General features: G+C 45.1%; 15 protein-coding genes. 1 reads left to right on the top strand and 14 read right to left on the bottom strand.

The genetic code is table 11. The annotated features are described in order from the left end of the window. Window positions 1-42 precede the first annotated feature (42 nt). The 6 genes from DWZ76_RS05505 to DWZ76_RS05535 form a co-directional block, all read right to left on the bottom strand. Window positions 43-1,782, bottom strand: coding sequence for an ABC transporter ATP-binding protein (locus DWZ76_RS05505; RefSeq protein ID WP_118472112.1), 1,740 nt, complete (start codon window positions 1,780-1,782; stop codon window positions 43-45). A 1-nt stretch (window position 1,783) separates the two neighbouring features. After that, window positions 1,784-3,538, bottom strand: a complete 1,755-nt coding sequence (locus DWZ76_RS05510) for an ABC transporter ATP-binding protein (RefSeq protein WP_118472113.1) — start codon at window positions 3,536-3,538, stop codon at window positions 1,784-1,786. 192 nt (window positions 3,539-3,730) lie between these two features. After that, a complete protein-coding gene (locus DWZ76_RS05515) occupies window positions 3,731-4,390 on the bottom strand; it encodes a TetR/AcrR family transcriptional regulator (protein ID WP_233430187.1) in 660 nt (219 codons plus the stop codon). 126 nt (window positions 4,391-4,516) lie between these two features. Then, a complete protein-coding gene (locus tag DWZ76_RS05520) occupies window positions 4,517-5,116 on the bottom strand; it encodes a hypothetical protein (RefSeq protein ID WP_182431269.1) in 600 nt (199 codons plus the stop codon). A gap of 262 nt (window positions 5,117-5,378) precedes the next feature. Then, on the bottom strand, window positions 5,379-6,332 hold the full coding sequence (locus tag DWZ76_RS05530) for a PDDEXK nuclease domain-containing protein (RefSeq protein ID WP_182431270.1): 954 nt from the start codon (window positions 6,330-6,332) through the stop codon (window positions 5,379-5,381). 13 nt (window positions 6,333-6,345) lie between these two features. Next, window positions 6,346-7,317: an EamA family transporter gene (locus DWZ76_RS05535; RefSeq protein WP_107000360.1), complete on the bottom strand. Its 972-nt coding sequence runs from the start codon at window positions 7,315-7,317 to the stop codon at window positions 6,346-6,348. A gap of 124 nt (window positions 7,318-7,441) precedes the next feature. Here DWZ76_RS05535 and DWZ76_RS05540 point away from each other — a divergent pair, with 124 nt between their 5' ends. Continuing rightward, on the top strand, window positions 7,442-8,359 hold the full coding sequence (locus DWZ76_RS05540) for an AraC family transcriptional regulator (RefSeq protein ID WP_118472115.1): 918 nt from the start codon (window positions 7,442-7,444) through the stop codon (window positions 8,357-8,359). Between the two features lie 92 nt (window positions 8,360-8,451). On the opposite strand, the gene DWZ76_RS05545 is transcribed toward DWZ76_RS05540, so the two are convergent. The 8 genes from DWZ76_RS05545 to purE all read right to left on the bottom strand — a co-directional run bounded on the left by DWZ76_RS05545 (window position 8,452) and on the right by purE (window position 16,005). Continuing rightward, window positions 8,452-9,540, bottom strand: coding sequence for a DNA/RNA non-specific endonuclease (locus tag DWZ76_RS05545; protein WP_118472135.1), 1,089 nt, complete (start codon window positions 9,538-9,540; stop codon window positions 8,452-8,454). Between the two features lie 165 nt (window positions 9,541-9,705). Next, window positions 9,706-10,143 carry a ribonuclease Z gene (locus DWZ76_RS05550; RefSeq protein WP_118472116.1) on the bottom strand — a complete coding sequence of 146 codons (438 nt, stop codon included), beginning with the start codon at window positions 10,141-10,143 and terminating at the stop codon, window positions 9,706-9,708. Window positions 10,144-10,179: 36 nt separating this feature from the next. Next, a complete protein-coding gene (locus DWZ76_RS05555; RefSeq protein WP_182431271.1) occupies window positions 10,180-11,274 on the bottom strand; it encodes an NlpC/P60 family protein in 1,095 nt (364 codons plus the stop codon). Between the two features lie 546 nt (window positions 11,275-11,820). Further along, the gene (gene rbr / locus DWZ76_RS05560) at window positions 11,821-12,360 is read right to left on the bottom strand and encodes a rubrerythrin (protein ID WP_107000364.1); all 540 of its coding nucleotides are present in this window, start codon (window positions 12,358-12,360) and stop codon (window positions 11,821-11,823) included. 190 nt (window positions 12,361-12,550) lie between these two features. After that, a complete protein-coding gene (purD, locus tag DWZ76_RS05565) occupies window positions 12,551-13,825 on the bottom strand; it encodes a phosphoribosylamine--glycine ligase (protein WP_118472118.1) in 1,275 nt (424 codons plus the stop codon). Window positions 13,826-13,835: 10 nt separating this feature from the next. Further along, a complete protein-coding gene (gene purN, locus DWZ76_RS05570) occupies window positions 13,836-14,429 on the bottom strand; it encodes a phosphoribosylglycinamide formyltransferase (RefSeq protein ID WP_118467813.1) in 594 nt (197 codons plus the stop codon). After that, window positions 14,423-15,454 carry a phosphoribosylformylglycinamidine cyclo-ligase gene (purM, locus tag DWZ76_RS05575; protein ID WP_118472119.1) on the bottom strand — a complete coding sequence of 344 codons (1,032 nt, stop codon included), beginning with the start codon at window positions 15,452-15,454 and terminating at the stop codon, window positions 14,423-14,425. The genes purN and purM overlap by 7 nt, the downstream gene beginning before the upstream one ends. Before the next feature lie 38 nt (window positions 15,455-15,492). Then, on the bottom strand, window positions 15,493-16,005 hold the full coding sequence (purE, locus tag DWZ76_RS05580) for a 5-(carboxyamino)imidazole ribonucleotide mutase (RefSeq protein WP_107000367.1): 513 nt from the start codon (window positions 16,003-16,005) through the stop codon (window positions 15,493-15,495). Between the last annotated feature and the right edge of the window lie 261 nt (window positions 16,006-16,266).

A 16,266-nucleotide genomic window follows, 5' to 3' on the forward strand; every position in this document is an offset into this window, starting at 1 on the left:
CAGACAATTCAATTTGGATATTCACCGACTGTGGATTATTTCTCAGTGCACCAGTTTCCAACTTACCGCCTGCTGCCTTGCATCCACAAATCTCTTATAAATACCTTCCTGTTTCATTAATTGCTCATGTGTTCCCTGCTGTGCAATTCTTCCTTTTTCAACAACCACAATCTGGTCTGCATGTCTGACTGTTTTTAATCTGTGGGCAATCATAATAATCGTTTTTTCCTTTGTAAGTGCATCTACTGCATCCATCAGATCCTTTTCATTCTCCGGATCAACATTTGCCGTTGCTTCATCCAATATGACGATTGGCGCATCCTTCATAATCGCTCTGGCTATCGAAATACGCTGCTTCTCACCACCGGAAAGTGTGGCTCCTCCTTCTCCGATCACTGTGTCATATCCATTCGGAAGTTTGCTGATGAAATCATGACAACATGCTTTCTTCGCCGCTTCCACCACTTCCTCATGACTTGCATCCTGGCGTCCGAATTTAATATTATTCTCAATGGTGTCTGCAAACAAATACACCGACTGAAACACAAATGAGAAATTACTCATCAGACTGTTCATGCTGTAGTCTTTTACATTCACACCTCCAAGTGTCACTTCCCCGGAATCCACATCCCAGAACCTGGCAATCAGATTGCAAAGTGTTGATTTTCCTCCACCAGATGGTCCAACGATTGCTGTCGTCGTTTTCTGCGGAATAGAGAGCGATATATCATCAATGATCTTCCGTTTGTCATAAGAAAACGAAACATTAGAAAGTCTGATATCGTAATTTTCCGGCTGTATTTCTTTACCGTCGATATCCATGGTATCCAGCTCCAATATTGCATTTGCTTTATCTACACATACGCTTACCACATGTAAAAGAGATGAATAATTTCCTGCACATTCCAGACTGGCATAAAGCATAAATGCTGAAATTGTCATACCGATCGCATAGACCGCACTCATAGTTCCATTAATATAAAAATATGCACTGCAAGCCACGATCACAGCACCTGTAATTTTGGTTATCACACTTTGCAGAAAATGATAGGGCACAAACACCATTTCCATCTTTGTATTGATCTTTTCACATGCTTCATTTGCATCATTTAATCTTTTCGCCTGTTTCCCAAGCAAGTTATATGATTTAACTTCTGATATTCCCTGCAGATACTCCATGATCTGGTTTACAAGCTCCATATCGCATACCACTTTTTGCTCTGAATCTTTTTTACCCGCATTCTGCATCACAGAATTGACCCCAAAGAAAATAAGTACTCCTGCTGCAGCTATCAGTCCAATTCTCCAGTCAAAAATAAACAGCATAAGAATGATCATTGATGTTTCCAGAATTCCCTGCATTGTCAGCATAACCACTCTCGCAGCCACATCGCCAAGTATTTCCATTGTATTGGTTGTAATGGAAGAAATTTCCCCGATACTATTGGAATTGAAATACCCCATCGGCAGATATCGCAGATGTTCTGCAATCTTGATTCTCATAAAAGCACTTGCATTATATCCTCCCTCTGTCTGAAGCACTGTAGAGTATCTCTTGCAGATTACGTCGACTACAATTGCAAGAACCATAATCGCAACGGAGCCTCCAATATATTTTCCTGTCGGTTTCCCACTCAGCAGACCAATCAGTATGTACATAATAGCCGGAATCTTCATTGCTGAGGCAAGAGCCTCTATGAGTCCGATCACTATCGACAGTTTAAATTTATTGCCATTTTCCCTGCCTGAAAAACGAAAGAATTTTGCCAGAATCCCAAACATATCATTCTCCCTCCTTCACCGTATCTTTTACAGAAATATGGGCATTCCACATTTCCTTATAAAGCGGGCATGACACCAGAAGTTCCTCATGTGTGCCATGTGCTGTTACATTTCCATCATTTACAACAAAGATCTGGTCACTGTCCTTAACAGTAGAAAGTCTGTGTGCTATTACGATCAGGGTCTTCCCTGCTACCAGTTTTGCGATAGAATTCTGCAGAATTGCCTCATTTTCCGGATCTGTGTAGGCAGTTGCCTCATCAAGGATCACGATCGGAGCATCCTTTAACATTGCTCTTGCAATGGAGATACGCTGCCTCTCACCACCTGACAGATGTCCTCCTGCACCTCCTACAACCGTATCAAATCCATTCTCCAACTGCATGATAAATTCATAGCATCCACTTTTCTTTGTCACCTCGATGATCTGTTCATCTGCAGCATCCGGATTTCCCTGTCTGATATTTTCACGGACTGTTTCATTAAACAGATAATTGTCCTGTGCAACATATGCAATTTTCCGATTAAAATCTGCAAATGCCAGTTCTTTGACATCAACTCCACCGATTTTGATGCTTCCGGAATCCACATCCCACAGGGACGCAATCAGCTTTGCGATGGTCGACTTGCCGCTTCCGGAAGGTCCTACGATTGCATTTACCGTTCCTGCTTTCAGCTCCATAGTTACTCCGTGCAGGATTTCTTTGTCGTGATAACCAAATCTGACATCTTCAAGAGTAACGGAGTTATCTTTTGGAACACTTTTACTTTTCTCTGGACGTTCAAGCTCCGGCTGTTCCAGAATTCCTGCCACTTCACCAACAATCACTCCGATCTTGCCAAGATCATCTGTATAGGAACCCACTGTGATCAACGGTCCAACGACTCCAAGTGATAAAATAATGCAGATGACAAAATCTGAAATCGCAAGTGTTCCATTAGCTACATAATGTGCCCCAAACGGCAATACCGTAAGAAGCGTATAAGGTGTGACCACCATCATCAGTCCATGAAAGATCGAGCACCGTTTCATCCAGGAAATAAAGGAATCTGCATAAGCCATAGCCGCCTTTGTAAATTTTGCATAAGAACTTTCTGTCTTTCCAAATGCCTTGATCACTTCGATTCCGTCAATATATTCCACTGCCGCATCATTCAGATCTTTTGTTGTCTGAACCGTTCTCTCGAAGCTTGGTTTATAATCCAGCATCATTCCAAAATAGGAAAGAAATCCCACTATAACCGGCACCAATGACCAGAGTGCCAGTCTCCAGTCTGTCAGGAAGAAATAAATCAAAATCACAATCGGTGCCAGCAGATTGGACGTGAATTCCGGGACAATATGCGCCAGTGTTGTCTCGATACTGTCGATTCTTTCCACCATAATATTTTTAAATGTACCGGAAGGTGTGTCTTTCACATAGCCAAGAGGTACCCGCGCCAGCTTGTCACAGCAGGATTTTCTTATATTTGCAAGTACTGCAAACGTTGCTTTATGTGACAATGCTGTCGAAAGTGAATGAAGCAGTTCTGCAATGATAAACGATAATACAATCAGAACCGCTTTTGCAAGATATATTTCAAACTCCTTTTCACCATTTAAAAACAGCTTTACTACATCTGCAATAATAAAATACGGCAAAATCTTAAAAATCACATTTCCTATTGCAAGTAACACACTCCACACATAGGCAATTCTTTTTTGTCCGGCCCACGTCAGGATCCAGCTGACTGCCGACTTCTTTTTTTCTTTCACATCTTTTCACTCCTTACGTTCGTTTTATTGTTTCGTTTTATTATTTTACCTTCTGTTAGTTCGAGCTAACCAACATATAATAAAATAGGTGGTCTACTGGCATCAACCACCTGATATTATTATCCTGTCTGAACTTTATTCAGAAATCCAGAACCTGCAACACACATAACCTATTCAGAATTCCTGCATCAGTTATACTGGAAATTCAATATTCCACAATCGTTCCCAGCCACCTGTATTAAATTCTTTCAGTTGATGTACATTTTTCTTTGCAGTCTCCCTGTCTATATCATGCTCAATGATCTGAAATACTGATGAAAAAAATCCCGTATAGATCATATGCATAAGGCTTTCCTCTACAATCGGTATTTTTACACCGTTCTCTTTCATCTTTTCCATATAATTCAGGCTGGACTTCATTTCCCGCTCTACCATATTGTGTATGAATAATTCAAATTTTCCACTGTCTCCGCATTTCAACAATAATCTGAAATTATCATAATGATCATAGATATAATCAACCATCTGCTCCATCCCATCACTGGATGTATCCGACATATTCCTTGTCTGATCACTGGCAGAAAGCTTTTCAAACTCCTCAACGATCTGGTCATAAATCTGATAAATATGTTCCATATAAGGATCCGTCAGTGCATCAAAAAGTGCCTCTTTCGTCGGATAATATTTGTAAAATGCGCCAGTAGTAAGTCCTGCATCTTTTACAATATTTCTTAAAGATGCTCCTGTCAAACCATCTTTCAGAAAATGTTTTCTGGCTGTATCTAATATGTTTTTCTGTGTATCTTCTGCTTTCGTCGACATTCTTTTCGTATCCTCTAAACTTCTTTTCAAAATATAACAGTGCTATATAACACTGTTATATTTTAACTCCTTACAGGAATTTGTCAAGTCTTGGTGTTTCAATTTTTTATTTTCCTCGTGTATTCAGTTTCCACTCCGCAGATGCTTTCTGCAGTTTTACAAGTCTGTTCTATTCAGACAGATTTTCTGTTCCTCAGATCGTCGTTGCTCTGCTGAAGCGATTGATTCAGCTTCTGCGTTTCGGACAATTCGGTTGTCAGACACTGAATTCCTACGGTTGATTTCCGAACTTCTTCTCGCAATCTCTGCCTGTCGGACAAGATCGTCTGTTTCTCTTCTTCCAGCATCTGTATCTGCTTTTTCTGTGTCCGCATGAACTCTTTCGCTCTCTCGAAACTCTGCATTAGAAGATCTTTTTCTACTTTGAGCTTGATCGGTGATTCCTCCGGCAGCTGCGATGGCTGTGTCAAGTTCTCTGTAATAATTTCTAAGTTCTTCGGCTGCTCTGCTTTCTCTGATTTCAATATCTCTGGATTTTTTCCTATTTCTATCAAATTCATTCTCTAGTCCCTCCTTGCTGATATCCAGATGAAATGTTTTTGACAGATTGCTGTCTCTCACCTTCTTCCCATTCTGGTTCTGAAAAATAATGTGCTTCCGTTTCTCTGTCCAATTTACATTCCATCCAAACTGTTTCATTTTTTCCTTAAACTTTTCTTTGCTGATACAATTTTCCAGTGCTTTTAACACTGCCATTGCACAATCCGCTACTAAGCTGTCTTTCACCTGCTGATGGAACAGGTTATATTTATCTTTGCTCCATGCAATGACTTCCCCTTTTTCAATCTGGCTTCTTATTCTTGAAATGGTGATTACTCATTACCGTAAAATTCTTAGTTCTCTCTACACGAAAAATCTGTGCCATTCTATCCCACTTCCTTTCCAGACAGAAAAAGACGCAAGCCACATTTCTATGACTCACGCCTTTCTCTGCACTTCATTATTAAATTGAAAATTTCTATTCTTCTTTCCTTTGTTCTAACAATTCTCTCGCATTTGCAATAGCAAGGGATAGCTTCTGTTCTAAAAGTTCTTTTGGAGGCATTTTGGTCATATACTGTCCCACATGAATATTTCCATGATCCAATTGCATTAATTCTATAGTTTCCTGTGATTTTTCTGCACATAATATAAGTGCAACCGGACTTTCTTCACCTTCCACTCTTTCATTCTTTTCCAGCCATCGCAAATACAGCTCGACTTGTCCTTTATCCTGCGGTTCAAATTCCCCAAGCTTTAGTTCAACAAGAACCAACCTTCTCAAGCCTCTATGATAGAATAATAAATCCATATAGTAGTCCTTGCCATCCAGTACAAAATGTTTCTGTCTTGCTAAAAATGCAAAATCCGATCCCATTTCCAGAATAAATTTTTCTAATTCTGCAAGAATAGCATTTTCTAAATCTTTTTCACTATAAGTATCACGTAAACCGAGAAAATCAAGCATATATGGATCTCTGTAAAAAAGATCCAGACTCATTTTTCCATCATCTCGTAATTCCGCAATTTCATTTTTAATCGTTTCTTCTGGTTTCTTCGATATTGCAGTTCGTTCATAAAGCATGGATTTTTTTCTTTCACGCAGTGTTCGCACTGACCAGTTTTCCTGCATACACATTGCAGCATAAAAATCTCTTTTTAACTCATCTTGTATTGGCAGAATCTCTACAAAATGCGACCAGGTCAATTGTTGCGACAATGTCGCAACTTTTTCGAAGTCAGGAAATTCCTGATAAAACTTAATCATTCTTGAAATTGATGTTTTATCAAATCCCGAACCATACTCCTGTTCCAGCCGTTTACTGACTTCTGCAACAACCTTTTTTCCATACTCAGGCTTATTATTTCCAGTTAACTCCACACTAAGTCTTTTTCCAATTCCCCAATTAAGAGAAATAATGGCATCATTCACAACTTTTTTTATACTATTTCATAATCAAAACCGTCGCCAGAATACAGACGAATCCAATCAACTCTGCCGGTGTAAAAACGGAATTCAGCCAGACCGCTGACAGGCACGCCGCCGTCAGCGGTTCCAGGCAGGCAAGCACCGAAGCGCGCACCGGTCCCGTCAAAGAAACTCCCTTTAAAAAAAGAGTATACGCAACCGCACTTCCCAGTATCACAAGCACACCCAGATAAAATGCGGCATGACCGTCCAGCCCCGCCGGAACTTCCCAGATGCGGACGGCTCCCGATAGAAACACGCCGCCGATAAACATTCCCATCCCGGTTGCAGGAATACTTCCCCACTGCTTCACCGGATTTTTTGAAAGCAGGAAATACGCAGCTGCGCCGACACCTCCCATGATTCCCCAGAAAAGTCCCTTCGCCGTCAGTTCCATGCCGTCCAGTCTTCCTCCCGTCGCGATCAGCCAGACTCCAAAGAATGCCAGACAGATACAGAAAAACGTCCGTTTCGTGGGCAATGTACGTTCTGCCGCGCATACAAAGACCGCCACGAAGATAATCGATAAATTCTGCAGCACCGTCGCCGTTCCCGAATTGGTCCATTTGATTGCATTTAAGTACGCATACTGGGACAGCACCAATCCCAGAAACGAAAACAGCACCATCTGAGCCATCGCTTTCTTATCCTGAACCAGTGCCCGCACCGGCAATTTTCCCTTCGCAGCGGCAGCAAGCAGAAGAATCGTCCCCGCCCCCAGCATTCTAAGCGCCGTCACCCACGCCGCATCGATCGGGTAGGATGAAAACAGTGCCTCCCCGCATGTTCCCGAAAATCCCCAGCTAGTCGCACCGATCATGCAGCAGAGAGCGCCGAGGCGGGCAGACGAAGAAGGAACTTCTGTGGAATTTGATGCCTGTTTTTCTGTGGCATGATTCGACTCCTTGATGTTCATTTGATTCTTTCCATCTCTATTTCTTTTTAACATCTTTCATTTCTCCACTATTCTTTTATGAGTTTCGTTCTTTTTCATTGACTTTATCATTATATCGGTATTATCTTTATTTATATATAAAAATATCGGCTTATTTTTTCATTATATTGAGGTTATTATGATTACAAACTATCTTTCCATAAATTCTGACCGGGAGGAAAACCTGATTCGTATTTTCCCGGATTTTCCGGTTTCGGTGTACCGAACCGACTTTTCCGATCCGTCTTATCAGCTTGTGAGCTGGCACTGGCATGAAGATTTCCAGTTCTGCCTGGTCGAGCGCGGCGAGGTCTGTTTTCAGACGCCTGGTTCCAGATTCCCGATTTCGTCCGGCTGCGGTATTTTTTTAAACCGGCGGCTCGTCCACAGCGCTTTGCCATTGACGACGGATTCCTCCTACTACTGCATCAATTTTTCCCCGGCGCTTCTGACTGCTGCCAGCGGGGCTGCTTTGTCGGATGCGATGGTTCTGCCCCTTTTGAATGAGGAAACCTTGTCTTTTTTCCAGTTTGACGCCCTCACCCCCGACGGCTCTCTGCTGGCGGACTCCATCTGCCGTATTTTACAGCTTTCAGAGAATCACACACCTGAAAGCTCGTTTCAGGTATATGGTATCCTGTTTTCCCTCTGGATCATCGCCTGGCGCTTTCTCCGTCAAGACGAATCCACGTTCAATAAACGCGGTGATACTTCTGCCGCCAACAGCCGCCTGAAAGAGATTTTTCACTACTTGCAGGCGCATTACTCGCAGAAAATCACCCTGCGCGAGATCTCTGACGCAGTCTGCCTCTGTCCGGAAGAATGTGAACGTTTTTTCAAACGGATGACTGGCATCACGATTTTCCAGTATCTCCTTGAATACCGGATCAAAAAAAGCCAGGAGCTTTTGAACAACTCCCGCCTATCTATCGCGGAAATTGCCCAAAGCTCCGGCTTTACAACACAAAGCTACTATTCTTCCTGTTTCAAACGCCTGACCGGATGTACACCGGGGGCGTATCGTAAGCGGAAAATTTCTCTTATAACTTTTCTTTAAGGAATTGCTTCTTCTTGAAACTTCCTTAACCGTGTTCTCATCCGATTCTTTCCATACACAGCACAAACGAGACACTTTGCATCCCTGTTTTATCAGGGATTGCAGTTCTTACATGGTTCATATCCCTCTGCAATCACTTCATTGCGCGTACCGGTAAATTCCTGCCGGTTTGCCGCCTTCATCTGGGTGACAGATGTGCAGCTTGGAAGATGAAATTTTTTCGAGTTGGTATTGAGAATGTAGGTCTGAACCGTCGCGCTGCTTCCAGAGGATCCAGCGCCGCCTCCCGACGAACCAGCTGCTCCCGATCCAGCCGATTGATTCTGGCTGCTGCCATTTCCAGCCGTTCCCTGTCCGGCTGTGCTTCCCGCACTTCCAGAACCGTCCGCCCAGCTTTCTCCTGTCGCATAATCGATCGCAATACCCGGCTGGACATTATAGACGTACACGCAGAACAGCACTCCCTCGCCCTGATCCTCGACGGATTCCGCCTCCATCAGGACGCCGGAGACAACCAGATTATTGCCCTCAAAAACCGGTGTCACGCGGTACATGACATGGTTTCCGGTTTCTTTCACGTAATCGGCTGTCAGATTTTCAAATGGCAGCATTCCCTGTACGTTCAGATAGCGGGTTCCGGTAATCAGGTTTTCGACATTGGCATTCTCCGCCGTAAGCTGGTAGCCGATCAGATGACAGCGGTTATAGAGATACTTTCCATCCACATTGTCATACTTCGCCGTATGCCAGCCCGTCGGCTTGACTTCCCCGATCGAGCCGCGCTTCTCCGTCGGCATCGTGTCCTGCGAGACCGAAGCATATGCCACGCCGCAGCGCCCCAGGCTGTCCAGATCACTGTAACTCTCAAATGATACATCCGTCAGGTCCGCATCGGTAAAATACGGCACATTTCCATTGACCGCCACATACGGCTGACCGGAATATGCCGGTACATCCGCCAGATTAAATGACGTTCCCGAAGCAGAAGATACACGGTTTCCACCATTTTCTGACGATGACACCGCCTGCGAATCTCCGTCCGCACTTTCCGCCTGATTTTCCTCCGCGCTGACACTTCCGTTTCCATTCAGACTTTCCTCTGGAATCTCCTGCGCGCACGCTGAAACAGACAGCATCGCCGCTGCAGCCAGCCCCAGAAGCCACATTTTCAATTTTCTCATATGAATTTCTGCCTTTCCGTTTAAGCCTATCCCTTTCAGAGCCATGTAGATTTGCGCGTTCTGGCGCCTGATTTTCAGGTGCAGAACCGGCTCTTTTTTATATTTGACTTGTTTTTTATGTTTTTCTTACTCTTTTATATTGTACTTACTTTTTATGTATATTTTTTACCTGCGCACATACCGCTCTTCTGTGATTTTCTCATGCGAGGAACCCGCATATTCCTGCGTTTCTGCCAGCTTCCAGCTGCCCAGATCCATCTTAAAATACATATCTGCCGGATAATCCCGGTTCCAATGACAAAGAATCACTTCTTCGATCCGGCTCTCATACGGAACAACATCCTTGTTCTCGACAAAACAGTACTCTCCCGGCCCCGCCTTTTCCAAAAACGCTTCATCTGCCTGAATCTGCCCGGATTGTTCCTGTTCTTTTGACATATTTCCATTCACCTGTAAAAACTGTTTCTGGCTGTATGCATTCATCCACAGTTTTTTCCCACCTGTCAGCTCTAGAATACGCTTTCTAAGCACGCGGTCCTGGCTCTGCCGTCTGTGATTGAACATCATGCCGTTCTGATTATCCACACATACAATTATCTTCATCTCTCTTTTTCTCCCTTTTTCTGTCTGCTGTACGCTTCATGTTTCCCAAGGAATCAAAGCAAGCGTCAGCTCCTCCATCCAAGTCCGCAGATTGGGACGTCTGACTGCCAGCGTATTGACAATCACCGATCGTACACGCACTGGCATCGTTTCTCCTTCTTTTACCAGCCTGCTCACATCGTTTATGACATAAAAATTGTCATTCTCATATCCCAGATACATCATCACATGTCCCGGAAAATATAGAAGTGTGCCCGGTTCTAATGCTCTTAAAATCTGCTCTTTTTCTGAGCAGCACCGCCCCGCCAGCTCTATTTTTCTAACTGGCATCTGCAGCTGACCGGTCGTATTGCGAGGCAGGATCCATCCAAAACAGCGGTACACTTCCCGGATATAGGAAGAACAATCCCGGCTTTCCAGCATCCCGCCCCAGCCGTAACGATCTCCCAGGCACTTGAATGCCTGTTTAAGAATCCCACCGGTTGTCAGATTCAAATACCCCACTGATACATCCCGGCTCATCGGAATCAGTCCTTTTTGCCGGAAGAAACTGCCATCCGGGGCGCGGCATGGAAGCCAGACGATGTAATTATTCCAAGACAGTCTGTTCTGTACCCTCTGTTCTGCCTGTGCTTCTGTTGTCTCTATTAGCGCTCCTGTCCCTTTTATTCTGTTTGTTTCTATTGTTTCTTTTATCTCTGGAATTCCTTCTTCCACGCACAATTCCAACACCGTACCCATCCGAAGCCGGTATGCACTGGTTCCCGGATAGACCGCACTTGCTTCCAGCCAGACCATGTCCCCTGTCACTACTAACGGATGGATCGGAAATGCCGCCATCAGCCATTCCGCCCGGTTCCGACAGACTGCCACCGACTCTGCCGATATCCAGCCCTCGCTGCATTCATTCCGGACATACAGATAACTCTCCTCCTGCACCGAACCCAAAATCAAAAGCGGTTCCCCGACCATACAGAGACAAAGTGCTGCCTCATCCCACTCCGGATCGGATGGATCCTCCTCATCGGCTAAAAAAGTCTCCATCGGAAACTGTTTGATCAACCCCTGTGAAATCGCGATTCCATATTTGATATGAACATTTTTATCCACGGAATTTTGAGCATCACGCACAGTCCAATTTATCCCCTGTATCCCAAATGATAAGAAATTTCCACACCATTTATCATAAACAACTCTCTCTTCTTTGGCAAAGGCTTCATTTTTCAAATCATGCATTTCCGTTCCAGATGTCCGTAAAATCCGTGCATTCAAATTTTCAATTTCTTCCGGCGTCATTTTTACTGTTCCTGGCGCATTTCCTGTGTCAATCCAATGTTCTACCCGGCATTGTTCCTTCGAAACATCTGGTGCGAATGATAAAAAAGACGATCTCATATGAACTGTTCCAAAACAGCCTGCTTAATTTTCGTATCTTTTATATGATGCATCTTCCTTTTTTATACACAATAAGGAATCGGCAGCCCCCCAGCTGGCGTCTCGTCGTTTCCGAAAGTGCCCCCAGCTGACTGACCAGCAAATCCATCAGATCCTCGCCGTCCATGGCATATCCACTCTAACTCACATTACTGATACTCAATCACATACCAAATCCAGAACTACCTCTTGCGTCTCACATTCCCACAAAAGGCATCTGCTTCCACGATTGAGTCCCCAGATTTAGTAATTCTCCGCATGAACCTCGAAATAAGCCTGCGGATGTGCGCATACCGGACAGACTTCCGGTGCTTTCTCGCCTACTACGATATGACCGCAGTTGCGGCATTCCCATACCTTCACTTCGCTCTTCTTAAATACTTCCTGTGCTTCCACATTGTGAAGCAGGGCACGGTAGCGCTCTTCATGGTGCTTTTCAATCTCCGCTACCATACGGAATTTCGCTGCCAGTTCCGGGAATCCTTCTTCCTCAGCCGTCTTGGCAAATCCATCATACATATCTGTCCACTCATAGTTCTCGCCGTCTGCAGCAGATGCCAGATTCTCTGCGGTATTTCCCAGACCGTCTAATTCCTTAAACCACATCTTTGCGTGTTCTTTCTCATTGTCTGCGGTCTTTAAAAAAAGGGCGGAAATCTGCTCAAATCCCTCTTTTTTTGCCTTGGATGCAAAATAGGTATATTTATTTCTTGCCTGTGATTCACCAGAAAAAGCCTCCCTCAGGTTCTTTTCCGTCTGGGTTCCTGCATATTTGTTAGCCATTGCATTGTCCTCCTTTTAATTGCATGAAAACAGTTCGTCTTTTCTTTCTATTATAGCACGCTTGAATGTTTTTAATATGTTTTTCAAAAGCATTTTTTTCCAACATCCAGACAAAAACAGGGATATCAGACGTTCAAATCTGATATCCCCGTTTCTTTTCTAAATAGGAATCTACTACCTACCGCTTCCCCTACGCCTCATCAATCGCATGCCCGATATCATGGCGCATATATTTGTTAGCAAAATCGATCCACTCGGTCGCCTTGTATGCATTGGCGCGCGCCTCTTTCAGGTCTTTGCCCTTTGCAGTAACGCCCAGCACTCGACCGCCGTTTGTCACGATGTCGCCGTCCTCATCAAACTTCGTGCCCGCGTGGAATACATAGTAACCGTCCGTGTCTTTGAATTTCTCCAGACCGTGAATCTTGAAACCTTTTTCATATTTCACCGGATAACCATCCGACGCCAGAACAACACAGACTGCCGCATTGTCCTCAAATTCCAGCTGGATCTGATCCAGGGTTCCGTCGATACATGCCTCAAAGACTTCCACGATATCGTTCTTCATGCGCGGCAGGACAACCTGTGTCTCCGGATCGCCGAAACGAGCATTGTATTCCAGCACCTTCGGACCATCTTCGGTCAGCATCAGACCGAAAAAAATGATTCCCTTGAAGATACGTCCTTCCTTCTTCATCGCGTCAACCGACGGCTGATAGATGTACTTTTTGCAGAATTCATCTACTTCTTTTGTGTAGAACGGGCTTGGTGAGAAGGTTCCCATACCGCCTGTATTTAAGCCCTGATCGCCGTCCAGCGCCCGCTTGTGGTCCTGGGAGGAGGTCATAATGCGGATCGTATCGCCATCGACGAAGGAAAGGACAGAAACCTCGCGTCCTGTCATGAACTCCTCGATGACCATCTGATTGCCGGCAGAACCAAACTTCTTGTCCTCCATGATCTCCTTGACGCCTGCCTCTGCTTCCTCTAAAGTATTGCAGATCAGAACACCTTTTCCAAGTGCCAGACCATCTGCTTTCAAAACGATCGGCATCTTAGCGGTCTGTAAGTATTCCAGCGCCTTGTGCGGATCGGTAAAAGTCTCATAGGCTGCGGTCGGAATGTTGTATTTCTTCATCAGATCCTTGGAAAATGCCTTCGATCCTTCCAGAATCGCCGCATTTTTTCTCGGTCCAAATACACGCAGTCCCTGTGCCTCGAACACATCCACGATACCGCCGACCAGCGGATCGTCCATGCCAATCACGGTCAGATCAACCTCATGCTCTTTCGCAAATGCCGCCAGCTTATCAAATTCCATTGCACTGATCGGCACACACTCTGCATACTCTGCGATTCCTGCATTGCCCGGTGCACAATAAATTTTATCTACCTTCGGACTCTGAGCCACTTTCCATGCGATCGCATGCTCACGTCCGCCGCTGCCAACGATTAAAACTTTCATGTTCTTCTCCTTATATTCTTCCGTTTGCAATCGCATCGATCGCCTGCGGAAGCAGTACCCACTCTGCCTGTTCCATCACGCGCTGCTGCAGCGTCTTCGGCGTATCATCCGGCTGCACCTCTACGGCTTTCTGGAAGAGGATCGGACCGGTATCGGTTCCCTCATCCACATAGTGAACCGTCGCGCCCGTTACCTTGACGCCGCGCGCCAGTGCCGCCTCATGCACCTTCAGTCCATAATAGCCGACGCCACAGAAGGACGGAATCAGGGACGGGTGGATATTGATAATTTTATTTCTGTATGCCTCGATCATCGCCGCCGGAATCTTCACAAGAAATCCAGCCAGAACGATGAGATCCGGCTTACACGCCTTGACGGTCTCTAAAAGCGCCTCATCGAATGCATCTCGCGTCTCATACGCCTTCGGAGTCACAACAAACGCCGGGACACCGTGTTTTTTCGCGCGCTCAATCGCATAAACGCCCTCATTGTTGCTGATAACCGCCACAACTTCTGCGTTCGTGATCTTGCCGTTATCAACCGCATCCAGGATTGCCTGCAGATTTGTACCGCCGCCAGACACCATTACAACGACTCTTAGCATAATGTTACTCCCTTTTCTCCTGCCTCAATGGAACCGATGATGTACGGTGTATCGCCAGCGGACTTCATTGCCTCCATCGTTCGCTCTGCATCAGCCGCATCGACTGCTACAACCATGCCGATACCCATGTTGTAGGTATTGTACATCATATGCTCCTCAATATCGCCTTTCTTCGCCAACATACCGAAGATCGGCGGAATCTGATAGCTGTCTTTCTTGATGACTGCGCGAACACCGTCTTTCAGCATACGCGGAACATTCTCATAGAAGCCGCCGCCTGTGATATGGCTGCACGCTTTCACAGTCACGCCTGCATTCTTCACTGCTTTCAGCGCCTTTACATAGATACGGGTCGGTGCCAGAAGTGCCTCGCCAAGCGTGGTTCCCAACTCCTCATAGTAGGTCTCCAGTCCCTCTTTGTTGAGTTCCTTCTCAAATACCTTGCGGACCAGGGAGAAACCATTGCTGTGAACGCCGGTGGATGCCATACCGATCAGTACATCACCCGGTTTCAGGTTTTCGCCGGTAATCATGTCTTTTTTATCAACCACGCCGACAGCAAAACCAGCCAGATCATAATCTTCCTCCGGCATCAGCCCCGGATGCTCAGCTGTCTCGCCGCCGATCAGAGCTGCCTCCGACTGTAAGCAGCCTTCTGCAACGCCTTTTACGATATCCGCGATCTTTTCCGGATAGTTCTTGCCGCAGGCAATATAGTCCAGGAAAAACAGCGGCTCGCCGCCTGCACATGCAATGTCGTTGACACACATCGCAACCGCGTCGATACCGATCGTGTCATGCTTGTCCATGATGATCGCCAGTTTTACCTTGGTACCACAGCCGTCCGTACCAGATAAGAGAACCGGATCTTCCATCTCTTTAATCTTTGCCAGGGAGAATGCACCGGCAAAGCCGCCCAGACCTCCCAGCACTTCCTCACGCATCGTTTTCTTTACATGCTCTTTCATCAGTTCTACCGACTTATAACCAGCCTCAATATCTACTCCGGAATTCTTGTAATCCATGGTTTTCCTCCGTATGTCCTTGTTTATATTTTTAATATTTATTTCTGTGCCAGATACTCTTTATGTCCCAGTTTCTGTAATTTCTCATCCTTACCGGCCACTTCGTTCTTCATCTCCTCAGAGTATGCTTTTAATTTTGCTAAAAGCTCCGGATCGGAAGTTGCCAGAATCTTGGCTGCCAGAATACCCGCATTCTTGCCGCCGTTGATCGCTACCGTCGCAACCGGAATACCGGACGGCATCTGTACGATCGAATACAGAGAATCAACTCCGCCTAAATCCGAGGTTTTCATCGGAATACCGATTACCGGCATCGGAAACAGTGCCGCGCACATACCCGGCAGATGCGCTGCCTTACCAGCACCTGCAATGATAACCTTAAAGCCTTTCTCCTCAGCGGATTTTGCATAGTTAAAAAAGATGTCTGGCTCACGGTGTGCAGAAATGATTGTCATTTCATAATCAATCCCCATCTTGTCCAGAAAATCTGCTGCCTGTGCCATGATCGGCATGTCCGAATCGCTTCCCATTACAATTCCTACTTTTGCCATCGTTCATTCTCCTTTTCTCTGCATTGTATTTATTAGTTCTACTTATAAGTAATTTGAATAAAAACAGCCTTACTTATTAGTAATGATACTAGGTTTTTCATGGCAAGTCAATAGTGTTTCGAGAATCCTTCAAAATTTCGTCATACGTTCTCATGTGGCGCTTCCTGTTCCAAAATAATGTAGCCGTAATCAAGAACAAATTTCACTCTGACATTGCAGCCCATCCTGCTTTTATGTTATCCTTATTGGAATGACAACAAA

The sequence above is a fragment of the Clostridium sp. AF35-15 genome, assembly GCF_003477745.1.
Taxonomy (GTDB): Bacteria; Bacillota; Clostridia; order Lachnospirales; family Lachnospiraceae; genus Otoolea; species Otoolea fessa.

What these genes read in the sequence shown, in the direction of transcription:
- DWZ76_RS05505 (WP_118472112.1), bottom strand. Translation starts at nt 1,782, where the DNA reads ATGTTTGGGATTCTGGCAAAATTCTTTCGTTTTTCAGGCAGGGAAAAT.
- DWZ76_RS05520 (WP_182431269.1), bottom strand. Translation starts at nt 5,116, where the DNA reads ATGGCAGTGTTAAAAGCACTGGAAAATTGTATCAGCAAAGAAAAGTTT.
- DWZ76_RS05535 (WP_107000360.1), bottom strand. Translation starts at nt 7,317, where the DNA reads ATGTTAAAAAGAAATAGAGATGGAAAGAATCAAATGAACATCAAGGAG.
- DWZ76_RS05540 (WP_118472115.1), top strand. Translation starts at nt 7,442, where the DNA reads ATGATTACAAACTATCTTTCCATAAATTCTGACCGGGAGGAAAACCTG.
- DWZ76_RS05545 (WP_118472135.1), bottom strand. Translation starts at nt 9,540, where the DNA reads ATGAGAAAATTGAAAATGTGGCTTCTGGGGCTGGCTGCAGCGGCGATG.
- DWZ76_RS05550 (WP_118472116.1), bottom strand. Translation starts at nt 10,143, where the DNA reads ATGAAGATAATTGTATGTGTGGATAATCAGAACGGCATGATGTTCAAT.
- rbr (WP_107000364.1), bottom strand. Translation starts at nt 12,360, where the DNA reads ATGGCTAACAAATATGCAGGAACCCAGACGGAAAAGAACCTGAGGGAG.
- purD (WP_118472118.1), bottom strand. Translation starts at nt 13,825, where the DNA reads ATGAAAGTTTTAATCGTTGGCAGCGGCGGACGTGAGCATGCGATCGCA.
- purN (WP_118467813.1), bottom strand. Translation starts at nt 14,429, where the DNA reads ATGCTAAGAGTCGTTGTAATGGTGTCTGGCGGCGGTACAAATCTGCAG.
- purM (WP_118472119.1), bottom strand. Translation starts at nt 15,454, where the DNA reads ATGGATTACAAGAATTCCGGAGTAGATATTGAGGCTGGTTATAAGTCG.
- purE (WP_107000367.1), bottom strand. Translation starts at nt 16,005, where the DNA reads ATGGCAAAAGTAGGAATTGTAATGGGAAGCGATTCGGACATGCCGATC.